At 53.3% G+C, this 21,153-nt stretch carries 9 protein-coding genes; 4 read left to right on the top strand and 5 right to left on the bottom strand.

All coding sequences use genetic code 11. From position 1 onward, the window contains the following. The first annotated feature begins 77 nt into the window (after positions 1-77). The 3 genes from ACSPJT_RS09455 to ACSPJT_RS09445 all read left to right on the top strand — a co-directional run bounded on the left by ACSPJT_RS09455 (position 78) and on the right by ACSPJT_RS09445 (position 4,199). Complete coding sequence (locus ACSPJT_RS09455; RefSeq protein ID WP_435896133.1) at positions 78-761, top strand: PEP-CTERM sorting domain-containing protein; 684 nt, start codon at positions 78-80, stop codon at positions 759-761. 75 nt (positions 762-836) lie between these two features. After that, positions 837-3,692 carry a CRTAC1 family protein gene (locus ACSPJT_RS09450; protein ID WP_435896132.1) on the top strand — a complete coding sequence of 952 codons (2,856 nt, stop codon included), beginning with the start codon at positions 837-839 and terminating at the stop codon, positions 3,690-3,692. 21 nt (positions 3,693-3,713) lie between these two features. Continuing rightward, complete coding sequence (locus ACSPJT_RS09445) at positions 3,714-4,199, top strand: FG-GAP repeat domain-containing protein (protein WP_435896131.1); 486 nt, start codon at positions 3,714-3,716, stop codon at positions 4,197-4,199. Between the two features lie 7 nt (positions 4,200-4,206). Here ACSPJT_RS09445 and ACSPJT_RS09440 read toward each other — a convergent pair whose 3' ends face one another. Both ACSPJT_RS09440 and ACSPJT_RS09435 read right to left on the bottom strand, forming a co-directional pair. Then, complete coding sequence (locus ACSPJT_RS09440) at positions 4,207-5,661, bottom strand: DUF1501 domain-containing protein (RefSeq protein ID WP_435896130.1); 1,455 nt, start codon at positions 5,659-5,661, stop codon at positions 4,207-4,209. A gap of 16 nt (positions 5,662-5,677) precedes the next feature. Continuing rightward, positions 5,678-8,776, bottom strand: a complete 3,099-nt coding sequence (locus ACSPJT_RS09435) for a PSD1 and planctomycete cytochrome C domain-containing protein (protein WP_435896129.1) — start codon at positions 8,774-8,776, stop codon at positions 5,678-5,680. A 263-nt stretch (positions 8,777-9,039) separates the two neighbouring features. Here ACSPJT_RS09435 and ACSPJT_RS09430 point away from each other — a divergent pair, with 263 nt between their 5' ends. Further along, positions 9,040-11,736 carry a hypothetical protein gene (locus tag ACSPJT_RS09430; RefSeq protein WP_435896128.1) on the top strand — a complete coding sequence of 899 codons (2,697 nt, stop codon included), beginning with the start codon at positions 9,040-9,042 and terminating at the stop codon, positions 11,734-11,736. A 65-nt stretch (positions 11,737-11,801) separates the two neighbouring features. Here the strand turns inward: ACSPJT_RS09430 and ACSPJT_RS09425 are convergent, their stop codons facing one another. The 3 genes from ACSPJT_RS09425 to ACSPJT_RS09415 all read right to left on the bottom strand — a co-directional run bounded on the left by ACSPJT_RS09425 (position 11,802) and on the right by ACSPJT_RS09415 (position 21,082). After that, a complete protein-coding gene (locus tag ACSPJT_RS09425; RefSeq protein ID WP_435896127.1) occupies positions 11,802-12,479 on the bottom strand; it encodes a PEP-CTERM sorting domain-containing protein in 678 nt (225 codons plus the stop codon). 429 nt (positions 12,480-12,908) lie between these two features. After that, complete coding sequence (locus tag ACSPJT_RS09420) at positions 12,909-18,968, bottom strand: alpha-2-macroglobulin family protein (protein ID WP_435896126.1); 6,060 nt, start codon at positions 18,966-18,968, stop codon at positions 12,909-12,911. A 263-nt stretch (positions 18,969-19,231) separates the two neighbouring features. Beyond that, the gene (locus ACSPJT_RS09415) at positions 19,232-21,082 is read right to left on the bottom strand and encodes a sulfatase-like hydrolase/transferase (protein WP_435896125.1); all 1,851 of its coding nucleotides are present in this window, start codon (positions 21,080-21,082) and stop codon (positions 19,232-19,234) included. Positions 21,083-21,153: the final 71 nt, after the last annotated feature.

The raw sequence follows: 21,153 nt of genomic DNA, 5'->3' as shown, positions 1-21,153 counted from the left end.
CATGATGGTTTCATGAATTAATGAGAAATGGAGTTCTTTTAATTCGAGGAACTCTGCTCAAGCACACAATAAAAGATATGAAACTAAAATACACACTATTGGCTCTCGCAGCCATGACAGGCGCTGCCTCGGCAGCCGCGATTAGCGTGAACTTTGCCGATACGGGTGACAATCGGGAGATAGCACCAGCAACCTCCGCAGGTATCGGTAATTTCACAAACTGGAACAACACAGTCGGAGTCAGCGGTACTGCTGGCAGCCTGATCGACTCCGATGGCGCGACTACCATGGCATCTGTCACATGGTCTGCACCCGGAACATGGAACGATAGTGAAGCCGAAGCTGACGCAAGTGCAGGAGTAGGTAACGCCCAGCTCATGCGTGGTTATTTGGATGATGGGAATGCAGGTGCTGCTGGTGCTGACTGGACCGTGACCGGCATCCCCTACACAAATTACACAGCCATTCTTTATCTCGCTACTGATACTGCAGGCGGATCCTATCGTGAATTCAATGTCAATGGAACAAACTATTCGACAACAGGAACGAAACAGCGATACGGGACTCAGCCAAACTGGGATGCCACGAACAGTATCACGGTAACCGGCCTGAGTGGAGACTTGGTTGTGGATGGTTTGAACCGTGATGGTGCCATTCGTGGTTCCGTTGCAGGTTTCCAGATCGTTGAAGTTCCCGAGCCATCGTCGACTGCTCTTTTAGGTCTCGGCGGCCTGGCTTTGATCCTGCGTCGCAGGAAGTAGGCATCTAAATAATCTCATTTTCTATAGCTACAGCGGTCTTGCCGTTGTAGCTATTTTTTGGTTTATTGGCTGCTCATGAGAAGCATTTTTCTTTGGATCATTGTAGCCGGAAATATTGGCGCAGAACCAGATGCCCCATCGCTGTTCGAGCTGTGTCAGCCGGAGAAGACGGGAGTGGATTATGTGCATCGTTTCGCAGAGAATCATCCTCGCGCTTACCTTTACTACTCTGGTTCCGCCGTAGGAGCTCTGTGCTTGGGAGATGTGGACGGTGACTCATTGCTGGATCTCTATGTTTCAGGAGCGGCGGGGAACAATGCTTTTTTTCTCAATCGAGGAGAAATGAAATTTTCAACTCAAGAACTACCTGATGCGGCGCGTGGTGATAAAAACTGGGGAACAGGCGCTGCGCTGGTGGACATCGATGGCGACGGGGATCTGGATCTTTACCAGTGCAATTACGATGCGCCTAACCAACTATTTTTGAACGATGGAAAAGGCAAGTTTGCCGAGCTTGCTGGTGCCGCCGGACTGGATGTCAAAGACGCTTCGCTACAGGCGACCTTCGCCGATATCGATAACGATGGCGACTTGGACATGTTTTTGCTTTGTAACGAATATTTTAGCCCTCATGGCAGACCCGCTAAAGTTCCTGTGGTATACAGTAACGGCTTGCCTGAAATAAGTGCTGAATATAGCAAACATTTTAAGATCAAGATCGATGTAGATGGGGAATACAGCGTAGCCGAATATGGTCGGAAGGATTATCTCTTTCTCAATGAAGGCGTGGGCAATGATGGTAAACTTAGATTCAGAGACATAAGTTTAGCCTCAGGGGTTCAGATGGAAGGCTGGGGGTTGTCGAGTGCGTGGTGGGACTATGACGGCGATGGAGACCTTGATCTTTATGTTGCCAACGATTTTACCGTGCCTGATCGATTATTCCGTAATGATGGAGTGCAATCGAACGGGATCCCTAGTTTCACCAATGTGATCAATGATGTGTTCCCCCATACCAGTTGGTCGTCCATGGGGAGTGATGTAGCGGATTTTAACCACGATGGCATGCCTGACCTTGTGATCGCGGAGATGGCCTCAACGACACATTACAAATCGAAGACCAGCATGGGGGCTTTGACTCCACTACGCCGACAAACCCTGACCCAATCCATGCCGCGACAGTACATGCGGAATCATTTATTGGTAAATACGGGTATGAATCAGTTTCAAGAATCAGCCATCATGTCTGGTGTATCCAGTAGTAACTGGAGTTGGACAGCGAAGTTTGGCGACCTCGATAATGATGGATATCAGGACTTATTTTTTACGAATGGCATGGTGAGAGATCTCATGAATGCAGATCGTGAGACCGAGTTTGGAAACTTGGATGAGAAGCGTATCGGAAAAACCATGTGGGAGTTAGAAAAAGATGCTCCTGAACAACCGGAAAAGAACATGGTGTTTCAGAATACGAATGGACGGAAGTTTAAGAAAAAAGCCGACTGGGGCCTTGGCCTGTTAGGAATGAGCTACTCCTCAGCTATGGGCGATCTGGATAACGACGGTGACCTTGATTTGGTCGTTTCTGATCTGGGAAAGAATACCAAAATTTATCGGAATCATTCCAAGGATGGAAACAACATTAGAATTTCTCTCACAGGAACTAAAAGCAACCGCATGGGGCTAGGCTCGCGTGTCGTTGTCACAGATGACAGGGGAATCAAACGCATCCGCTGGATGAATCCTTACACAGGATATTTATCACAGAACGATAGTGTGTTGCATGTTGGTTTGGGTGAAGCTGAGGCCAAGAAAGTCGAAGTCTACTGGCCGTCAGGAACCTATCAGAATGTTCCGCTTAGCGACTCAAAATGGCTGAAAGTGGTGGAAAAGGAGGTGGGCACTCGCCCGGAACAGAAGCCAGTGAATCCACGATTCGTGCCAGCCAATGCACCTGATTATGTCCATAAGGATAAAGACTTCGATGATTTCAAAGTCGAACCATTGTTGCCACAGAAACTTTCACAGCTCGGCCCGTGCCTTGCCAAAGGTGATATCGATGGTGATGGTGACGAGGATTTCTTTGTGGGAGGTGCCCATGGCCAGGAAGGGGCTGTTTTCTTGAATGACAGTGGGACGTTCAAGCGAAGCAAGCAGCCAGCACTCTCAGGATTGGCAAAGTATGCCGAGGACAATGCTGCGATTTGGTTCGATGCTGATGGCGATAAAGATCTGGATTTACTCGTTGTGACGGGTAGCACCGAGTATGAACTCGATGATACCCTGTATAAAGATAGGCTCTACCTGAATCAGATCAAAAATGGTGTGCCCGTTCTGGAGCCTGCTCCGGATGGCGCATTTCCATTTCTGCTAGACAGCGGTAGTTGTGTTGTGACAGCGGATTACGATGGTGATGGAGATTTGGATCTATTCATCGGTTCGAGGTCGATACCGGGGAAATACCCGCTTTCTCCTCAAAGCCGTTTGATCCGTAACGACTCCAGTTCCGAAGTGGTGAAATTTACCGATGTTTCCAAGGACAGCTTAAAGTTAGACCGGATGGTCACTGACGCAGTCTGGGCAGATATTGATCAGGACAATGATCCGGATTTATGTGTTAGCACGGACTGGGGGCCGGTCATCATTTACCAAAACAACGGAGGGAAGCTGGTTGATGTTTCATCATCCGTAGGCACAGCGAGCCATCTTGGCTGGTGGCGTTCGATCCATGCGGTGGATGTAGACGGAGACGGAGATCTCGATCTGGTGGCTGGGAATACAGGCACAAATACCAAGTACAAACATCCCAGCGATAAGTATCCCGCCATGCTCTACTATGGCGACCTCGATGGCAGTGGCACTAATCACATAGTCGAAGCAAAGATTGATAAAGACAGAGATCGCCCGCTGCCAGTGCGGGGGCGTTACTGAACTTGCCAAGCTATGCCCGCCGTGAGCGAGCTATTTAAGACATACCACGATTTTGCATCAGCCAGCCTAACTGATATTTACGGAGACCGACTGGAAAAAGCATTCAAAGTGACCGCCAACCATCTGGAGTCCGGTGTTTGGATGAATGATGGAAAAAAAGGAGAAGGGATCAAGCTACGTTGGATTTCTTTTCCTTGGGAGGCCCAACTATCGCCCATCAATGACATCGTATCTGCTGATTTTAATGGTGATGGCAAACTCGAACTCGTGCTTGCCCAGAACCATTACACCAATTGGATCGAAACTGGCTTATGGCGTGGGAATCCCGGCTGTCACTTGGAATGGAGTGAGAGTGGCTTCAAGACAATCCAGCACCGCAAGAGTGGTATTGTGATGCCAAATGATACCAAGGCCTTGTTGACCCTCGATATCAATGGCGATGGTTTACAAGATATTATAGCAGGGCAAAATAACGATAAGTTACTGGAATTCAGAGCTCAGAAATGATGTTTCGCTATGCTAGGATTCCTTTGACCAATTTACCGTGCACGTCAGTTAGTCGGAAGTTGCGGCCTTGGTATTTGTAGATCAATCGTTCGTGGTCCACGCCTAACAGGTGCAGCATGGTGGCGTGCAGATCGTGCACGTGCACCGGGTTCTCGGTGACGTTGTAGGAAAAGTCATCCGTGGCGCCGTAGGTGATGCCTCTTTTGATGCCGGCACCGGTCAGCCAGATGGTGAAGCAGCGCGGGTGGTGATCGCGGCCGTAGGTTTGTTTCGTCATCTTGCCTTGGCAATAAGTGGTACGGCCAAACTCACCGCCCCAGATGACGAGGGTGTCGTCTAACATACCGCGCTGTTCAAGGTCTTTGACGAGGGCAGCGGAGGCTTGGTCGGTGTCCTTGCACTGGCCGGGGAGCTGTTTTGGCAAGGTGAAGTGCTGGTCCCAGCCCATGTGGAAGAGTTCGATGAAGCGCACATCGCGCTCGGCGAGTCGACGAGCCATCAGGCAGTTGTAAGCATAGCTACCGCGCTGCGTGACGGTGGGGCCATACATTTCTAACACATGCTTGGGCTCCTTGGAGATATCAGTGAGGTCCGGCACGGAGGTCTGCATGCGGTAGGCGAGTTCGTAGGCCTTGATGCGAGCGGTAATTTCCGGGTCGCCAACTTTTTCCAAATGATGTTTGTTGACCTTGCCGAGGTGGTCGAGCCAGCGACGGCGCGCGGTTTTATCGAGGCCTTTGGGATTAGCTAGGTAGGGGACTGGCTCGCCAACGCTCATGAACTTGGTGCCGGCGTATTCGGTGGGGATGAAGCCACTGCCCCAGAGGCGATCGTAGAGCGGCTGGCAGTTGGGTCGACCTGTTCCACGCGAGACCATGGCGACGAAGGATGGCAGGTCGTCATTCATCGAGCCGAGACCGTAGGAGAGCCATGAGCCCATCGACGGTCTGCCGGGAAGCTGACTGCCGGTCTGGAAAAAGGTGATCGCCGGATCGTGGTTGATGTGGTCGGTCTGCATCGATTTGATGTAGCAGAGCTTGTCTGAGATCGCGGCGGTATGCGGCAGGAGGTTACTCACGGTGGCCCCACTCTGACCGTGCTGTTTGAATTGGTAGTGACTGGCAGCGATAGGAAAACTCTTCTGATTGCTGGTCATGCCGGTGATGCGCTCGGTCATCTTCACATGCTTCGCGAGTTCCTCACCGGCAAATTTCTGGATCAGCGGCTTGGGGTCGAAGAGGTCTTGCTGCGATGGCGCACCGCTTTGGAACAAGTAGATCACACGTTTGGCCTTGGCCGGGAAATGAAGACCGCCATTGAGCTTGTCGCCTTTTTCTCCGGCGGCGAGTGCCAGATCTCTGCCTAACAATGATGCCAGAGCGGCGCCACCGATGCCTTTCGCCGTCTTGCTGAAAAAGTGACGTCGGTTCAGATTGAGTTGTGCTTCGAGTGCAGGGTCCATGTTAGAAAATGTAGAGTTATTCGATGTGAATGGTGCTGTCCATATTGAGCATCAGGTGTGCGGCGGACATGTAGGCGGCGTATTCGGAGACGTTGAGTTTTTTATCACGCTTGGAGGCTCCGTGTTTGAGTAGCTCAGCGGCCTCTTCGGGTTTTGATTGGTAATAACGGGCGAAATCGAGCCAGCACTCTTTGATCGCGGCGCTTTCTCCGGAGTCCGGGAAGCGGCCGGTGGCGAGACGGAAGCCATACTTGAGACGCTCGTCCGGATTCGAGGCTTTGTGTTTCAGCATACGTTCACCGAGACCGCGCGCGGCCTCTACGAAGGTGACATCATTCATCAGCGTCAGTGCCTGCAGAGGTGTATTGGTGGAGTTCCTGATCACCGAGCAGTAGTCACGGGTAGCGGCATCAAAGAGGATCATCCGCGGTGGGTTGACGGCTCGTTTCCAATAGGTGTAGAGATCACGGCGATAGAGTCCGGTGCCCGTACTTGGCTTGTAGGTGACTTTGGCAGTGTGGGCCATGGCTTTCCACATCCCAGCTGGCTGGTATGGCTTCACGGGTGGACCGCCTAGCTGTTCATGCAACAAGCCTCCGGCAAATAATGCGGTGTCCCTGATGGCAGTGGCGCTGAGGCGGAAACGTGGGCCGCGAGCGAGTAGTCGGTTGTCAGGGTCGGCGACAAAGACGGCGGGAGCGGCCTCGGATTTCTGCTGCCAAGTGGCGCTACTGAGGATGAGCTTGTGCAGACGTTTGATGTCCCAGCCATTGTTCATGAAATCGACTGCAAGCCAGTCTAACAAATCAGGATGGCTCGGTAGTTCTCCCTGAAGTCCGAAGTTATCGGCGGTTTTCACCAAGCCGGTGCCGAAATGGTGCTGCCAGACGCGATTGACCATCACACGGGCCGCGAGCGGGTTCTTTTCTGAGACCAGCCAGCGAGCTAGCTCCAAACGATTCGTGGGTTGGGTTTTTGAGTCGTGGAGCCATAGCGGCACACTGCGGCTCAATGCTTCAGATTTATCTGGGGCGTTATATTGTCCACGTTCCAGCAAATAGGTTGGTGCTGGATTTGGTTTTTCCTTCATCACAGGCACGTTGACAGCGAGACTGGACAGTTGTTTTTCTGCGCTCTGGCGCTGTGCTTGCAGCTTGAGTATGACGGGATCGATACTGAGATAAAACGCATCGATAGCGGCCTGCATGTTGGCATCACGCTTTTCCTCCGGCATCGTTAGAGCCGCGGCTACTGCGGCAGGGATAGCATACGTCGTCTCGTTGGCGTTTGGTTGGCCGTGGAATGAAAGACGGAATTTTCCAATCGGGTGGCCGCCAGCATGAGACATTCTAACAATGATGCGATCACCCTGCTGTAGGGAGAGAGTTTTCGCCGTATTGATAAAGACGGTGATTGGAACACCAGCACGGTATCCTTCCACGCCCCAGCCACTTTCTTCTTTGTGATCGATGATGTTAGTAATGGCGAATCCTATTTTACTGAAAGGCGTCTCAGCCTGCGAGAGGGGAACTGGAGTAGTGCTGCCATCAGCCTTTTTAATTTCGATGGTAAATTCTGTTAGTAGGAAATCTCCTCCTGTTCCGTTAGAGAAGTGCAACGGTTTTTTCATGCTGTCATCTTGAATCACTTCCAGTCTGACTGTGGCTAGTTGATCAAGTAACGCAGGTTTGGCGAACTCTAGGGTATATTGCTGGTCGACGGCTGTATTTGTATTGAGGAGCGATCCATCAGGCTGTTCAACGAGTGAGTTTTTAGCAGCTGGGGAAATTGTGGATCCCTCAAGTTTTGCACGACGCCAAAGTGGTTGGCTGCCTGTTGCCGCAGTGGTGATTTGTTGCTGCCACTGCTGTTGTCTCTGTTTCAACTCAGGACTGCTAGCGGTGGCCTTGAGTTGGTCTTCGATCGCAGTGATCTGCTTGATCGTTTTGTCATCCTTGTAGATGGGGGACGCTATTTTGATGAAAGGTTGGGCTTTGGCGCCGGCATCTTTGCCTTTTTCAGGGACATTATTGAAGTAGGCGTAGAACCGGAAAAAGTCCTTGTGACTGATGGGATCATATTTGTGATCGTGGCAGCGCGCACAACCGTAAGTGAGCCCCATCCAGATGGCACTGGTAGTTTCCACACGATCGACCGCATACTCGACGATGAATTCCTCCGGCAGTGCGCCTCCTTCGTTATTGATGCGGTGATTACGATTAAAGGCGGAGGCGAGCAGGTTCTGCTGGTCGCCTCCCGGAAGCATATCACCTGCTATCTGACGAATGGTGAACTGATCGTAGGGCATGTTGTCATTGAATGCCTTGATCACCCAGTCGCGCCAAGGCCACATGGTGCGGCCGCCATCGTTCTGGTAGCCGTCTGTATCGGCGTAGCGAGCGGCTTCGATCCATTCGTAGGCCATGTTTTCGCCATAGCGTGGTGATTCTAACAGCCTGTCCAATAGCTTGCTATATGCGTCTGGTGAGGAATCGGCAAGAAACTGGTCGACCTCAGCCGGTGTGGGTTGAAGTCCGGTGACACTGAGGGTGGCACGGCGGATCAGAGTGGCTTTGTCCGCTTGGTCGGAGGGCTGGAGTTTTTTCTCGGTGAGACGATTAAGCACGAAGCGATCGATGTCATTTTTCGGCCAGTTGGAACCTTTCATTACAGGTGGCGTCGGTTGCTTGGGCGGCACAAAGGCCCAGTGTTTTTCATACACAGCACCTTCCTTGACCCACTGGTGGAGTATCTTTTTCTGTGCGTCTGTTAGGCTTCGATGTGACTTCGGCGGAGGCATTTGCTCGCTTTCGTCATCGCTGAAGATGAGGTAGATCATCTCGCTCTTGTCAGGCTCTCCGGGCGTGATGGCATTGTAGCCGCCGCGATCAGCCGTAGCGCCTTCGAACGAATCCAATCGCAGTGGTTTGTCATCTGGCTCGCGGGTGGCGCTGTCCGGACCGTGGCAGTGGAAACATTTGTCCGAGAGAATCGGGCGCACGTCGCGATTGTAGGAAAGTTTTTCACCGGCATCGATCGATGGGGAAATGAATGCATTTATCGCGAGGGCTGGAATGAGGAACCTTGGGAACATACTATGGGGAAGATCTTTCACGGATCAGATTGAAAATCAATGCCTAGTGCCGAAAATGGCAAGCCTCTCAACCAGGAGTCAGTGCTTCTATGCTTGAGTCTAAGTCTACGGGGGAAATGGAGCTGATGTTACAAATGAAAGGGGCTGACTCCGTAGTCAGCCAGCAAAGGTCAGCTTAAGGATTTTCTATATTACGGTATAAAGGCATGAAATATGACGATGAAAAAGGCCTTTCAGATTTTCCCACATGGATTACGTGTAAATAGGATAGATGGTGCATTCTCATGAATGTTTCATACCTCCTGCCACCCCCATCACAACGATCTCAGAAACCGATGCTAGAGAAACCCACTTCGATTACCTGCCGCTACCTCATACCGGCTCTTATTGCTCTGCATGCCCTGCCATCGTCGGCAGAAACTAAGACATTCCTCAACACTTCTGCCGACGGCCTATGGAGCACGGATGCGAATTGGTCCACAGGCAGTAAACCCGGTGCCAGTGACAACGCAGCCATCGGCTCAGGCCTTACTGCCACCATTGCAGCGAATGCTCCCAATATCGACATCGCTACAGTCGGGAGCAGTTCTTCACCTGACACCACCATCATCATCGGGGCGAACTTACGCACTCGCTTATTTAGAATCGCACATTTCGACGCCTCGTTTGGAAGCGTTGTCCAGAACGGTGGTCAGGTTACCATCACCGAAAGTCTCGATATCGCATCCACGAATACTTTCGCAACAAGTGGCCTTTATAACATCAATGGGGGTTCTCTGTCGTTTCCCAACTGCACTCTCGGCACAAGAGGCAATGCGGTTTTCAAAGTGACTGGTTCTGACGCGGCATCGATCTCGGGTGGCAGCATGACCGTTGCCAATGCCGGACGGCTGGAATTTGTATTCGGTGCAACAGGAGTTACGCCGATCACTCTCAGTGGCGACCTCAACCTCGGATACGCTGCGCAACTTTCCGTCGACGGCAGCAACTACACGGGCGGCCCGGGCATCATTACCTTGGTTACTAGTAACATAATCGACCGTGTCTTTCCTCCTGACCGCGTCACAGTCAGTGGATTCGCTGGCCTCGATGCCGAGATCCGCCATACCAAGACGGATGTGCAGATTGTGCTCACCGAGATTGGGAAATTTCCGCCAGCTCCTCCGCAGCTGGCCACCGTGCTCCCAAACGGCGGTGAACTGCCGCAGCTTGGTGAAAGCACCTTCTCCTTCACTCGCGACTATTCTCCGTCTGGGTCGCCTTGGGCCATCATATGGCGGGAATCCCTGGTCTTTGACGCCTTGATGAAACATGAGGAAATCGATGGAGGAAATCCGGTTCCATCCAAAAGCTGGCAGCTCCGCATCGGAAAAGGCGGCCAGGTCTACTCACTGATAGGAGACGCCATCGGTGAAACCATACCGCCCCAATTCCGTGAAGGCGGCGACTCAGACGAAGCTCCGTGGGTTGACGAAGTTTGGCAGGGAGTTTACGTCGATCAGGCTCAGCATAATCCACCCAACTCAAAGTGGTTCGTGCACCAATCTGGCGCTTACCTCCGCGATCCTGCCCTCACGCGCCCGTTTTATTCTCCTCTCGTCGCTTCTCGCATCGACCCCGCCGACCGGTCCTACGAAACCGTCAACTGGTCCCAGTTTCCACATAACAATCAGAATGTGGATAATATCGGAAACAACGACTTCCGTCCTCACATCCTCACCTTTACCAAATGGAGAGACGTGGGAGGTGGAGTGATCGAGTGCACCTTGGGTTACTATAATTTCGGCACCGACTACATCACCTTTGTGAACATGCCTTGGGGTGGGGTCCGGCGGACCAAATTAGGACATCATTTCACGATCGCACCCGATGGTACGCCCACACGCGACAACTCCAACTTCGCAGATAGTGTCTCAGTCTCTGCCAGCGACTCCGCCGGCTGGGCTGCCTTTTCGGCAAATGCCTCCGGCACCGATGCATCCCTCGCGATTGTGCATGGCTTTGACCCCACACCATTGCCCCCATACCTCGTGGGCAACAGCGACTGGCGCTATGGCGTGGCGGGCACGGCCAACTCGGAAACCGGTTCGAGGAACTACATCGTTGGCAACTTTCGCCGTCGTCCTAACACACCCGGTGGCACTGGAGTGTGGTCCCGCTTCTACTATGCCTTCGGCAGTTCGCTGGCAGATATCGAGGATCGGATTGAGGTCGGCCAACTCACCTCATCTGCGGTCATTGGGCCCTTCGAGTTCGGTGAGGAAGACACACCTTTGGTCGGCTACAACTTTACTGGGAGCCTTGGGACTTTGGAATATGCCATTGATCCTGAAAATTCGCAGATTTTCCTCTATTCGCGCCCCGTCAGTGGTTCGTCACCCTTGTTTTTCATCGAGCGGAACAATGGCGACCGTTTTCTAACATGGAATCCCTACGAGATTTCGCTGAAGCCCTACAACGGCGTGATTCAGAAGATCCAATTACTTGGCTATGCTCCAAATGTCGCCGATACATCGCCCCACCTCGCATACCAGCCACTCGACTCTCTTCTTACCGGAAATGTCGGCTCATACATCGCCTCAGGACGCACACTCGCAGCCCGCACCGGCTGGGCTTACTGGGCGGAGCAAACTCCGGGAGCAAGCGGCATCGGCAGTCCGTTGGCGGATGATGATGAGGATGGGCTCAATGACCTTCTCGAGTACGCCCTCGGCGCAAATCCCAATCTCCAAGACTTTGCGGACCACATTCCCGCCGTCAACGACGCTCTAACATTCAGCTTCACCCGCCCAGTGGATCGCTTTGATGTCACCTACAAAGTGGAAGCCACGGATGACCTCACCGGCGACTGGACAACCGTGGAAATGGAACCGGTTATTCAGGACAATGGAGACGGCACCGAAACCCTCCGCTACGAGAACCTCGAACTCCTTTTCCCCGAGTCCGATCGTTGCTTCGTCCGCCTTGCCGTCAACAGGTAGAGAAAAAAAGCCCCCCGAAATGTCGGAGGGCTTTGAGTTAAAAAGTGCTATTTCGCGATGCGCAATTATTTGCGGCGGCGCAAGATCAGAGCCAGACCACCGAGGCCGAGAAGGGCGGCAGAGGATGGCTCCGGAACTGCGGTGACATCGAAGGTTAGGTCGAGATTGGCTACACGTGATCCATTGAAAGAATCAGCTCCCGCTGCGCCATTCCCCGTGACGGTGCCTGTTGCTGGGTCGAAACTGGCTATCTCTCCATTTGCATGCACTGAGATATCGAGATCGTCGAACGACGTAAATGTAGCCGCTAATGGCTCTGTGCTAGATGCAGACGAAGCTGTTACGTTGCTCACAGAGAAGGTAAAACCCTCGTTGGCTGTGATTCTTGCGCCTTCGTTGTCAGCGTCCGCTGTTCTATCGATGGTCCATGTAAAGCCATTCTCGACGATGTTTCTGCCGGCGGTGCTTGAAGTTAGTGTGAGACTGAAATTTAGAACCACATCGCTCAGTGAGTCGACTGTTAGGTCGCTGATTGATACCAAATAAGTGCCAGCGTCTACAGTGCTCGTATTACCATTACCGAATCCTGATGGAGGCGAAGATACGGTGATTGTGCCAGTGCTGGTGGTCAGATTGTTGAAGCCGCCGCCTACAGGAGTTATGTCTCCAATCATGACGGCAGTGGCAGAAGCACTGCCAAGTGCGAGTGCTGAGGCGGCGAAAATGGTGGGTATTGTTCTCATATGAGTTTAGTGAATATTACTAATGAGATATGATCCATAGATCATAAGAGAAAAAGGATTTTCTATCGTCATAACACATCGCTTATCGTCTTTATTATTCCTATGCAGTTCCCTTGAAAAGGTGGCCACAGAACAATACGTAGTCGGCTACTTGTTACGAAGCTCTGGACTACTCCGATTTGTTGAAATAAATGCCCAGCTTCTTAAACTTCATGTCACTAGCCCGTGCCCTGTAGAATAGGATCGGAGTCCTTAAGTATGGCGATGCCGCAATAATGAAAATACGGTGCCGGTGAGCGCGTCGCCCTGCATCAACCCGACGATAATAACGGTCCCAACGCCGAGAGGGATGAGAGATGGAATATTCATATTTTGAATACTCGATTGAATTGGTAATAACAGACTCTCAGGCACTATCGGAAAACATGATTACTTATCCTTCACTTTGACTTTCATCTCGTCTGAGTTTGCCTTGAGCTCGGGGGCATACATGGCTTCGGCGATGGTGGGCAGAGCGCTGAATGATCCGGGGATCTCGGCTCTTAGACGGTAGCTGAAGCTGTGTTCTCCGCGTGGCAGGCGGCGGACGAAGAAGGCGGTGCGCTCGTTGCGCATTTCCATGTAGGCGCCGAGGCTGTTGCCGGTGTAGCCGCTTTGAATTTTGACGGCTTCGAGACCGGCGGGTTTCCAATCGCTGAACATCAGGTATTCGTAGTCGTTTTTGCTGTGGATGTGCAGCTCGACTTCGATGAGGTCACCGCTGGTGACCATGTCGCCGGGTTCCATGGGGATGCGTTTGTATTTCTCCACCTTGTGATCGACCACTTGGCCTTTGGTGCCGGCGGTGGATTCGGTGGCGTCGATGCGTTCGAGTTTGTAGTAGGCGCGATCCACTTTCACTTCGAGTCCGGCCTTCTTGATGAAGTCCTCCTTGGTGAATACCGTGAGGTAGGCATTGGTATAGAGTGCGCCTTTGCCTTTTCTAACAATCTCGATTTTGTGGTCGCCGGTGCCGAGTGCGTCGCCGGCGATGACGACTTTGTTATCGTAGGAAAAGAGGTTGTCTTTGCTGATTTTGACGGTTTTGATTTCCTTGCCGTCCACGGAGACGGTGACTTCCGCGTCCGGGTTGTTTTCGCCACTGGCACGCATGTAGTCGGCGATGGCTTCGATGCAGTAGGCGGTGTCTCGGGTGGAGTTCCAGTAGGTGGCGTGTTTGCGATTATTGATCAGGTATTTGACCAGTCCGCGCGCTTGTTTCGACTTCGGATTGGTGGCGGCGAGCAGCTTGAGATACCAGGCGTGGGCTTCCATTTCCGAGCCATACCAATACCACCAGTAACCGTTGTTACCGAGCTTGAGGTAGGCGCTTTGGTTCTCATCGTCGTAAACGAGGAACTGCTCGATGTTGCGGATCACGGCATCGCGATTCTCGGTGTCGCCTGCGAGGTGCAGGGCCATGCCGGTGAGGGACTTGGCGTAAACGGAGAGTTCGTTTTTATCGCGGAACAGGTAACCTAGCATTTCCTTGTTAGGTGACTCGGCTTCGGCGAGGACGAGGCGGACGAAGGCATCCATGGCGGAGGCGGTGCGCTTGGTGTTTTTTTTGCGTTTTTCCCACATCCGGATTTTTTCGGTCTCGCGGACTTCGTAGTTTTTCAGCCAGGTGACGCCTTCGTCTAACATGCCTTCATCAACGGCGACTCCATGCGCCTTGGCGATGAGCAGACCGTGAACCACGATGGCGGTGGTGTGCGGGTAGGAGCGCTCACCCCAGCCGGAGAACCAGCCCCAGCCACCATCCGTGAGCTGCATTTCGGCGAGGCGCTTGATGCCGGCGCGGGTCATTTTGTTGACTTCGTTTTCGTTGAAGACCGGGTTGCGCTGCCAGCGTTGCCACTGGGCCATGCGCTCCTTGTCGTCGCCAATTTCCTGTGGATTGAGGTTGGCGCGTTTGTTTCTAACACCCTCTAAATCGATGCCCATTTCCTTGATGAGTTTTTGGGCGATGACGGTGGGCACGAAGCGGTTCAGTGTCTGCTCAGTACAGCCGTAGGGGTATTCGACGAGGTAGGGGATGGCATCGACGATGCTGCCGGCGATGGTGGGGGAGTAGCGGATTTCGAGTCGGGTCTGATCGGGTCGGCGCTCGGCTGGCACCTTGAAATTGATCACGGTGTTGTCTTTTCCTGGCTCGACTACTTTGCTCCATGCCTCTTGTTTGAGAATGCCGTGGACGTAAACCGGGTAGGTCATTTCCATGGCGTCTGAGTCATCGGCGGTGATGACTTTCATTCTAACAATCGCGGTGCCCTCGCCGCTGACTTTGGCGAGCCACTCGATGCGGGTTTCGCCACCGGCCTTGATGGTGCGCTGCTGGGTGATCTCGGAGTCGGTCTTCAGTGTGCCGCCTTCGAGTTCCAGCGAGATCTTGGCGTCTTGCTCGGTTTTCAGGTAGTTGTGCACCACGGCGCTGAGCACGACCTCGTCTTTCTCGATGAAAAAGCGCGGTGCTTGCAGGCGGATGATGAGATCCTTGCTGGTGATGACCTCGGCGGAGCCTTCACCGACACGGGTGCCGTGGGCCATCGCCCAGGTTTTGATTTTCCATGTGGTCAGGTTGTCTGGGAAGGTGACGGGGACTTCGGCGACTCCGTCATCGTTGGTCTCGACGGTGCCGATCCATTTGACGAGATCGGCGAAGTCTTTGCGAACCATGACGGCTGGTGCGTCATCTGCTCCGGGGGCTTCGCCATCGGCAACCTCATCTTTGCCTACTTCGGCTTCAGCTAGTGCCATGGGGGCGGGCATGGCTCTACCTGCTTTTTTGGACATTTGACGACTGCGAACAGACATCCCTTCACGGAGTCCACCAGCCCCGCCTGAATCAGCGAGCGAGTGGCCGAAGGCACCTAAGGTCTGCATGCCTTCGGTTTTTTCTTTGAGCACGTTGCCCTCGTAGTGGTTGGTCGAGTGGCCATAGCCGCCACGGAAATTGCGACGCCATTTCCAGAAGTGGGCTTTGATTTCCGTGACGTTGCTACCGCCGGAAATGTATTCCAGTGATTTGTCATAGATGGTTAGAGCGAGTGAGCCTTTGACTGGCTCGCCTTGCTGATCAGTGATGCGCACCTTGACCTTGCCTTCGCCACGTGGCTTGAAGCGATCGGCACTGGGCAGGACTTCGACATTCAGAATGCGTTTTTCCGGAGGCACGATGATCTCGCGGACTGCGGTGTGGACCTCGGCATTGGAGACGGTGGCGGCTTCGATGAAGAAGTTCGGCATGTCTTTTTGCTCAACGGGGATTTCGATTTCTGCGGACTGGCCTTTGATGTGGACGAAACGATGCTCCATGCCGTTTCTCAGCGACAGTAGTACGGTGCTGTTAGGGCGCTTGGTGTTGATCAGGAGTTTGACCGTGGAGCCTTTTTCGTAAGTGCGTTTGTCTGCGATGAGTTCGAGGTCGGAGTATTGGAATGTGCCATCGGCTGCGGCGTCACCGCGTACGGTGAAGAGGATGGCTCCTTCGATCTCGCGGCCTTTGCTATCGGTCATCTGGGCGGAAAGGCGATACTGACCGGCGGCTCCGGCCTGGAACTTGATGCTGCCGTTGCGCTCGTTGGCGGTATCGATTTCCCAGTTTTTGACTTCGGTCTCGATGACCTTGCCATCCTTGTCTGTGCTGATGCAGTAGAGGATGGCTTTGCCTTTGGTTTCGACGTGTTTGCCATCAGCTGTGTTTGCGGCGACGGTGGCATTGATGGCATCTCCCACGTGGGCATAGCCACGGTCTAACCAGACGCTGACTTGATAAGCTCTGCGCGCGGCGATGATGCTGCCTTTTCCTACGATGGTGCGGCGTGACGCATCGACTACTTCGGCGGTGACTTCGTAGCTATGGTTGGTGTCGCTGTGCACGGCTTTGGCAAGTGCGGTATCGATTTCCACTTTGACGGTGCCGTCTGGGCCTATTTTGAGTTCTTGCTCTAACACAATCTCGGGCTGTTCGCCGCCGCGGTTCCACCACCAGGGTGACGGGCAGAGGCAACCCCATCTTTTCCAGCCGGGATACCACGGGCGCTCGATATCGAGCCAGCCGTAGCCGCCGCCGTAAAGCCAGTCCCAGCGACCGATGGGAAACCAGCGATCGTTGTGGCGGGTGCGCATGACTTTGATCTTCACCTTGGCCTCAGTGACGGGTGCTCCGTGGTAGTAGTTCGCCTTGATGGTGGCCTCGAATTTCTCGCCTAACATCACCGGCTCCTTGGGGGCGTGCACGGACACTTCATATTCCGGTTTTTTGTATTCCTCGACACGGAAGGAGTGGTTACCGCGCCAGTTGTTTCCTTGGCGTAGCTGGACGGCGTAGGCACCGAGCTTGGCATCCTCTGGGAGTTTATAGGTGTATTCTACACCACCGTAGGCATCCGCCGTGACAGGATGCTCCTTGAGCACGGCATTGCCAGCGGCGTCATTGATGGTGATGGTGAATTTCTGACCGGCAAAGGTGGAGACGTCCTTGAGATCGTAACGCGCATGGCGGATCCAGAATTTTCCGAACACCTCTTGGTCTGGCTGATAGACTGGTCGGTCTGTGATGCCGAAGCTTTTGGTCTGGCTGATGCCGCTCTCTTCGTTCACTGAGGAACCGATGTGGGTGAAGCCTAATAGGGCGGAGCCGCGTTCAGTTTTTGCACGAACCATCCACTGGTAGTTGTTTGGGAGTTCGCCATTTTTGATCAGCACGGTGCCGTCATCGCCGGTGGTTTTGACTGCGCGTTTGGTATGAAAGTCGTATTTTCGGAAGCGGTTGTTTTCCTTACGGTATTCCTGGCGGTAGCCGAAGAACTCGACGGTGGCTCCGGCGATGGCCTTGCCAGTGATGGCATCGGCGACGTAGTAAAGCTCGCCACCGTTGACGTCTTTTTTGACAATCACGGAGGCATCGAGCCAGACGACGGTGTGGGTGGTGACGCCGTTTTCAAGTTCGGCGGAAATCAGATAGGCCCCGGATTTTTTGACTGGCACGGACAGTGTGGCACGGGTGTCCCAGTGGTGATCTCTGGGTTTGAGTTCGTGAGTGCGGCGGCCTACTTCTTCGCCGAGGTATTTCTTGCGTTTGCCATTGACCAGATCGTTGCCGAGGCTGTTCCAACGGACGGTTTGCCAATCGAGTTTCAAAGGGTTGCCCTCGAGGTATTTCCAGAGGTCATTGACCAGCGCGGTCATGTCCACCTCGCGGGCGACCAAGGTGACGGATTTGGCATTGCGGAAGACGTAGTCGACAGACGCCTCGGTGCCGGCCGGGAAGGATTTGTTGTTCGGCTCGAACCGGCCCCAGTTGCCGGTGATTTGGGCGAGGAGTTTTTGGCGGTTTTTGAGGGAGTGGCTTTTTGGGAATTGCTCGATGGTTTTTTCTAACAATGCAGCAGATTTTTCGTGCTGGCGGCGATCGAGATAGATTTGGATCAGCCGGTCTGCGGAAGACTCGCGTTTGGTGCTTAGTGAGTGATAGATTTGGATGAAATTCTGTCCTTCGGCTAACTTGAAGCGCTTCACGCCGGTGGCGAGCTTGGCGAGTGTTTCATCGTCTGTCAGGGTGTGGAGCTGGAGGATTCCTTTTTGTTGATCCATGTCTAAGGAGCCAAACCAGCTGAAGTTGCGCATGGTGGTGATCCCAAATTGATTGTGCAGGAAATCGGCCCACTGTTCATCGATGTGGTCTGAAAGAGAGGGCGTCAGTTTGGCCCGTTGCGCCTGGCAGAAGCGCCAGCGTTCCCCATCGTTTTTAGCATTTTCCCAACTGTCCGGAATGGAATAGTAGAGCGGTGAGCCATCGGCGGTGACGGGTGCGCCCTGCGGGTCTCTTCCACCGCTGCCATATCGGTTCCAACGGTTGGTTTTCTCGTAGTCGGGTAGCTCGGTGAGGTCACTGAGTTTTTGTAGTCGCCAAGCGCCGGTGTGGAGTCGGCCAGATGCAATATTTGACGACAATACCTGATAGACGTTCGCCATTTCCTGTTTCGTCGACTGATCCATGTCGGCAGGGAAATGTTTCAGAGCCTCAAGACAGAGCTGGATCGCGCGGATGCGATCGCGCTCTGCGGTCTGGACAAATTCGCCACCTCCCTGGCGGTGGTTGCGTTTGAACTGACCGGCGATGATTTCACCGTGGTGAGGGAGTTGCATGTATTGGGTGGCTGCGGTGGCGAGGATTTTCCGGTTGGTCGGGTGCTTTTCGATGGCCGACTCGAGCAGGGCGTCTGTTTCCTCGTAACTCTGGAGTTTTCTCAGACAATCGATGCCGTTCGTGAGATCAGAGGCCGTAGCCTGGTCGCTGGTGAGGAGTTTTTTGTAAACCGTGAGGGCTTCTTTGTAGTTGCCGTCTTTTTGCAGTTTTTCAGCTTGTTGGCGCATGTCGTTTTGGGCGGGTAGCCTGGTGATTAGGCAGATGGCTGCGATGAAGAGAGCAGGTAGGATTTTCATGGCTAGAATGGTTGGACGTGATGGCGAGGGTTGTCGACGATAATGCTAAATTATTAGCACTCGATGAGCTTCGCACCAACCATATTGTAAAAACAGGGTGGGAATGTGACAAAAAAATTGATCGTGTGCCGATGGGAGGGCACGTGGGGGCCTATGAAGCTGGGCTTTCAGCCAGCGCGAGCCTTTGGATCATTAAACCCACGGATTCTCCGTGGGCTGATATGAATCTCCCCGGTGGGGAGGAGGGACAGAGTGTGCTTTGGCTACTTTTTCCGACTGGCTTGTAGTCGCTGGGCGAGGCGTTGGACGTACTGGCCAGCTTTTTTGTTTTTCAAAGTTGCGTCCACCCACTCTTGGGGGATGTCATCGAGGGCGTTGAGGCTTGTTAGGGCGTTGATGACATTTTGTTGGGAATACTCGTTGATGTTTTTATCAAGCTCCCCAAGCAGTGCGGAGCGTCCTTCCTGATCCTTACCGATGGCGACCAGCGCTTGGGCGGCGGCGACACGGATGGCGGAATGCTCATCGGCGATCAGCTTGGTGAGCGCTTCTTCAGCAGGAGCCGCGGTTTTTCCTAACACGAGGCAACCGTGTGCTGCCCAGTAACGGGTGACGGGGTCCGGTGAGGTGGTCCATGCGATGAAATCGTCTAGTTTCTTTGGGTCGCGGGATGATGCGGCAAAAGCGATGTCAGCGAGGACTGGGAGATTGTCCTCGCGCGTTTGCATGTATTGGTTGATCGGTGTGGTAGGCGAGAGTTCGGCGAACATGGGTTCCGGGATGATGCCGGTGTCGCGCACTTGAACCATGGTGGATTTCAGTCGTGCACGCATGGCGGTGAGTTGTTCCCCGTAGGCTGGGTTGTTGGCGAGGTTGTTGACTTCCCAAGGGTCCGAGCGGGTGTCGAAGAGTTCCTCCACCGGTTGGTTGGGTTCCCAGATTTCTTTGAACCGACCTGTTAGTTTGCCATTTTTCCATGCTTTCTGCCACGCAGTCCAGCCTGCTTGACCGAATTGATAGTAGCTGTATGGGGCGGCTGCGAGATTTGGAGTGAAGCGTCGGATGTATTTCCATCGACCGTCTGTTAGGCCGCGGCGCATACCGTAGATTTCATCAAAACGATCGGCGAAGAGAAATACGACGTCATCTTTATCCGGTTCGGTTCGTTCGTTGCCAAGAAATGCGCGGCCTTGCATCTGCTCTGGCTTTTTGTGGTCGATCAGAGAGAGCACGGTGGGGGCGAGATCGACAAAGGAAACTGGCTCATCGACTTTTTGGCCGGGTTTGAAAGGGGAGAGAGTTTTCCATTTCTCAGGTACATGCACCAGCATGGGAATGCGCACTCCGGTGTCCTTGAGGTAGCGTTTTCCTCGTGGGAGGATGCCGCCATGATCGCCGTAGTAGAATACGATGGTATCATCAGCAAGGCCGCGTTTTTTTAACTCGGCTAGGATTGCACCCACTTGGGTATCGAGGGCTGTGATGTTATCGTGGTAGATCGCGAGGTCGTTGCGGATTTCCGGAAGGTCGGGCAGATATGGAGGCACGATGACTTTGTCCGGTGAGATGCGTGGGGTCTGGGGGATTAAACCTCGCTTGCGGTTTTTCTTAATGGAGTTCGCAAAGAGAGAGCTTTCGTGGGAGATTCCCAGATTGAAAATGGCGAAGAACGGTTTGCCTTCAGGGCGGTTTTTATAGTGCGCCTTGTTAGAGCTTTCGTCCCAGATGGCCTTGTCATTGCCTTTGAAATTGTAATCGGTCTTGGAATTATTCGAGCAGTAGTAGCCGGCTTCTTTCAGGTAGGAAACGTAGGGTTTGAAACGCTTGGGGATCTCGTGTCGGCTACGCATGTGCTGGGTGCCTTGGGTGACTGCATATGCGCCATTGAGAATGGTGGACCGAGCGACGGCACAGACCGGGGCATTGGAGTAAGCATGGGTGAAAAGGATGCCATTTCCTGCCAAGCGATCGAGGTTAGGGGTAACAGCTTCTTTGTTACCGTAGCAGCCTAACCAGTGGTAATCGTTATCCTCGGAGACGATCCAAAGGATGTTGGGTTTGTCCGCAGCCGTGGCGGAACCGAGACAGAAAAGAAGGAGGAGTAACCGAAACATGATGTTTTCATGTAAACAATGCGGTATCGATTGAACAGGAAATACTCGGCCTTTCAGAGAGGCGACTTGTG

The organism is Oceaniferula spumae, assembly GCF_042849255.1.
Taxonomy (GTDB): domain Bacteria; phylum Verrucomicrobiota; class Verrucomicrobiia; order Verrucomicrobiales; family Akkermansiaceae; genus Oceaniferula; species Oceaniferula spumae.
Note: the sequence above shows the minus strand (reverse complement) of the source record. Positions and strands in the feature narration are given on the sequence as shown.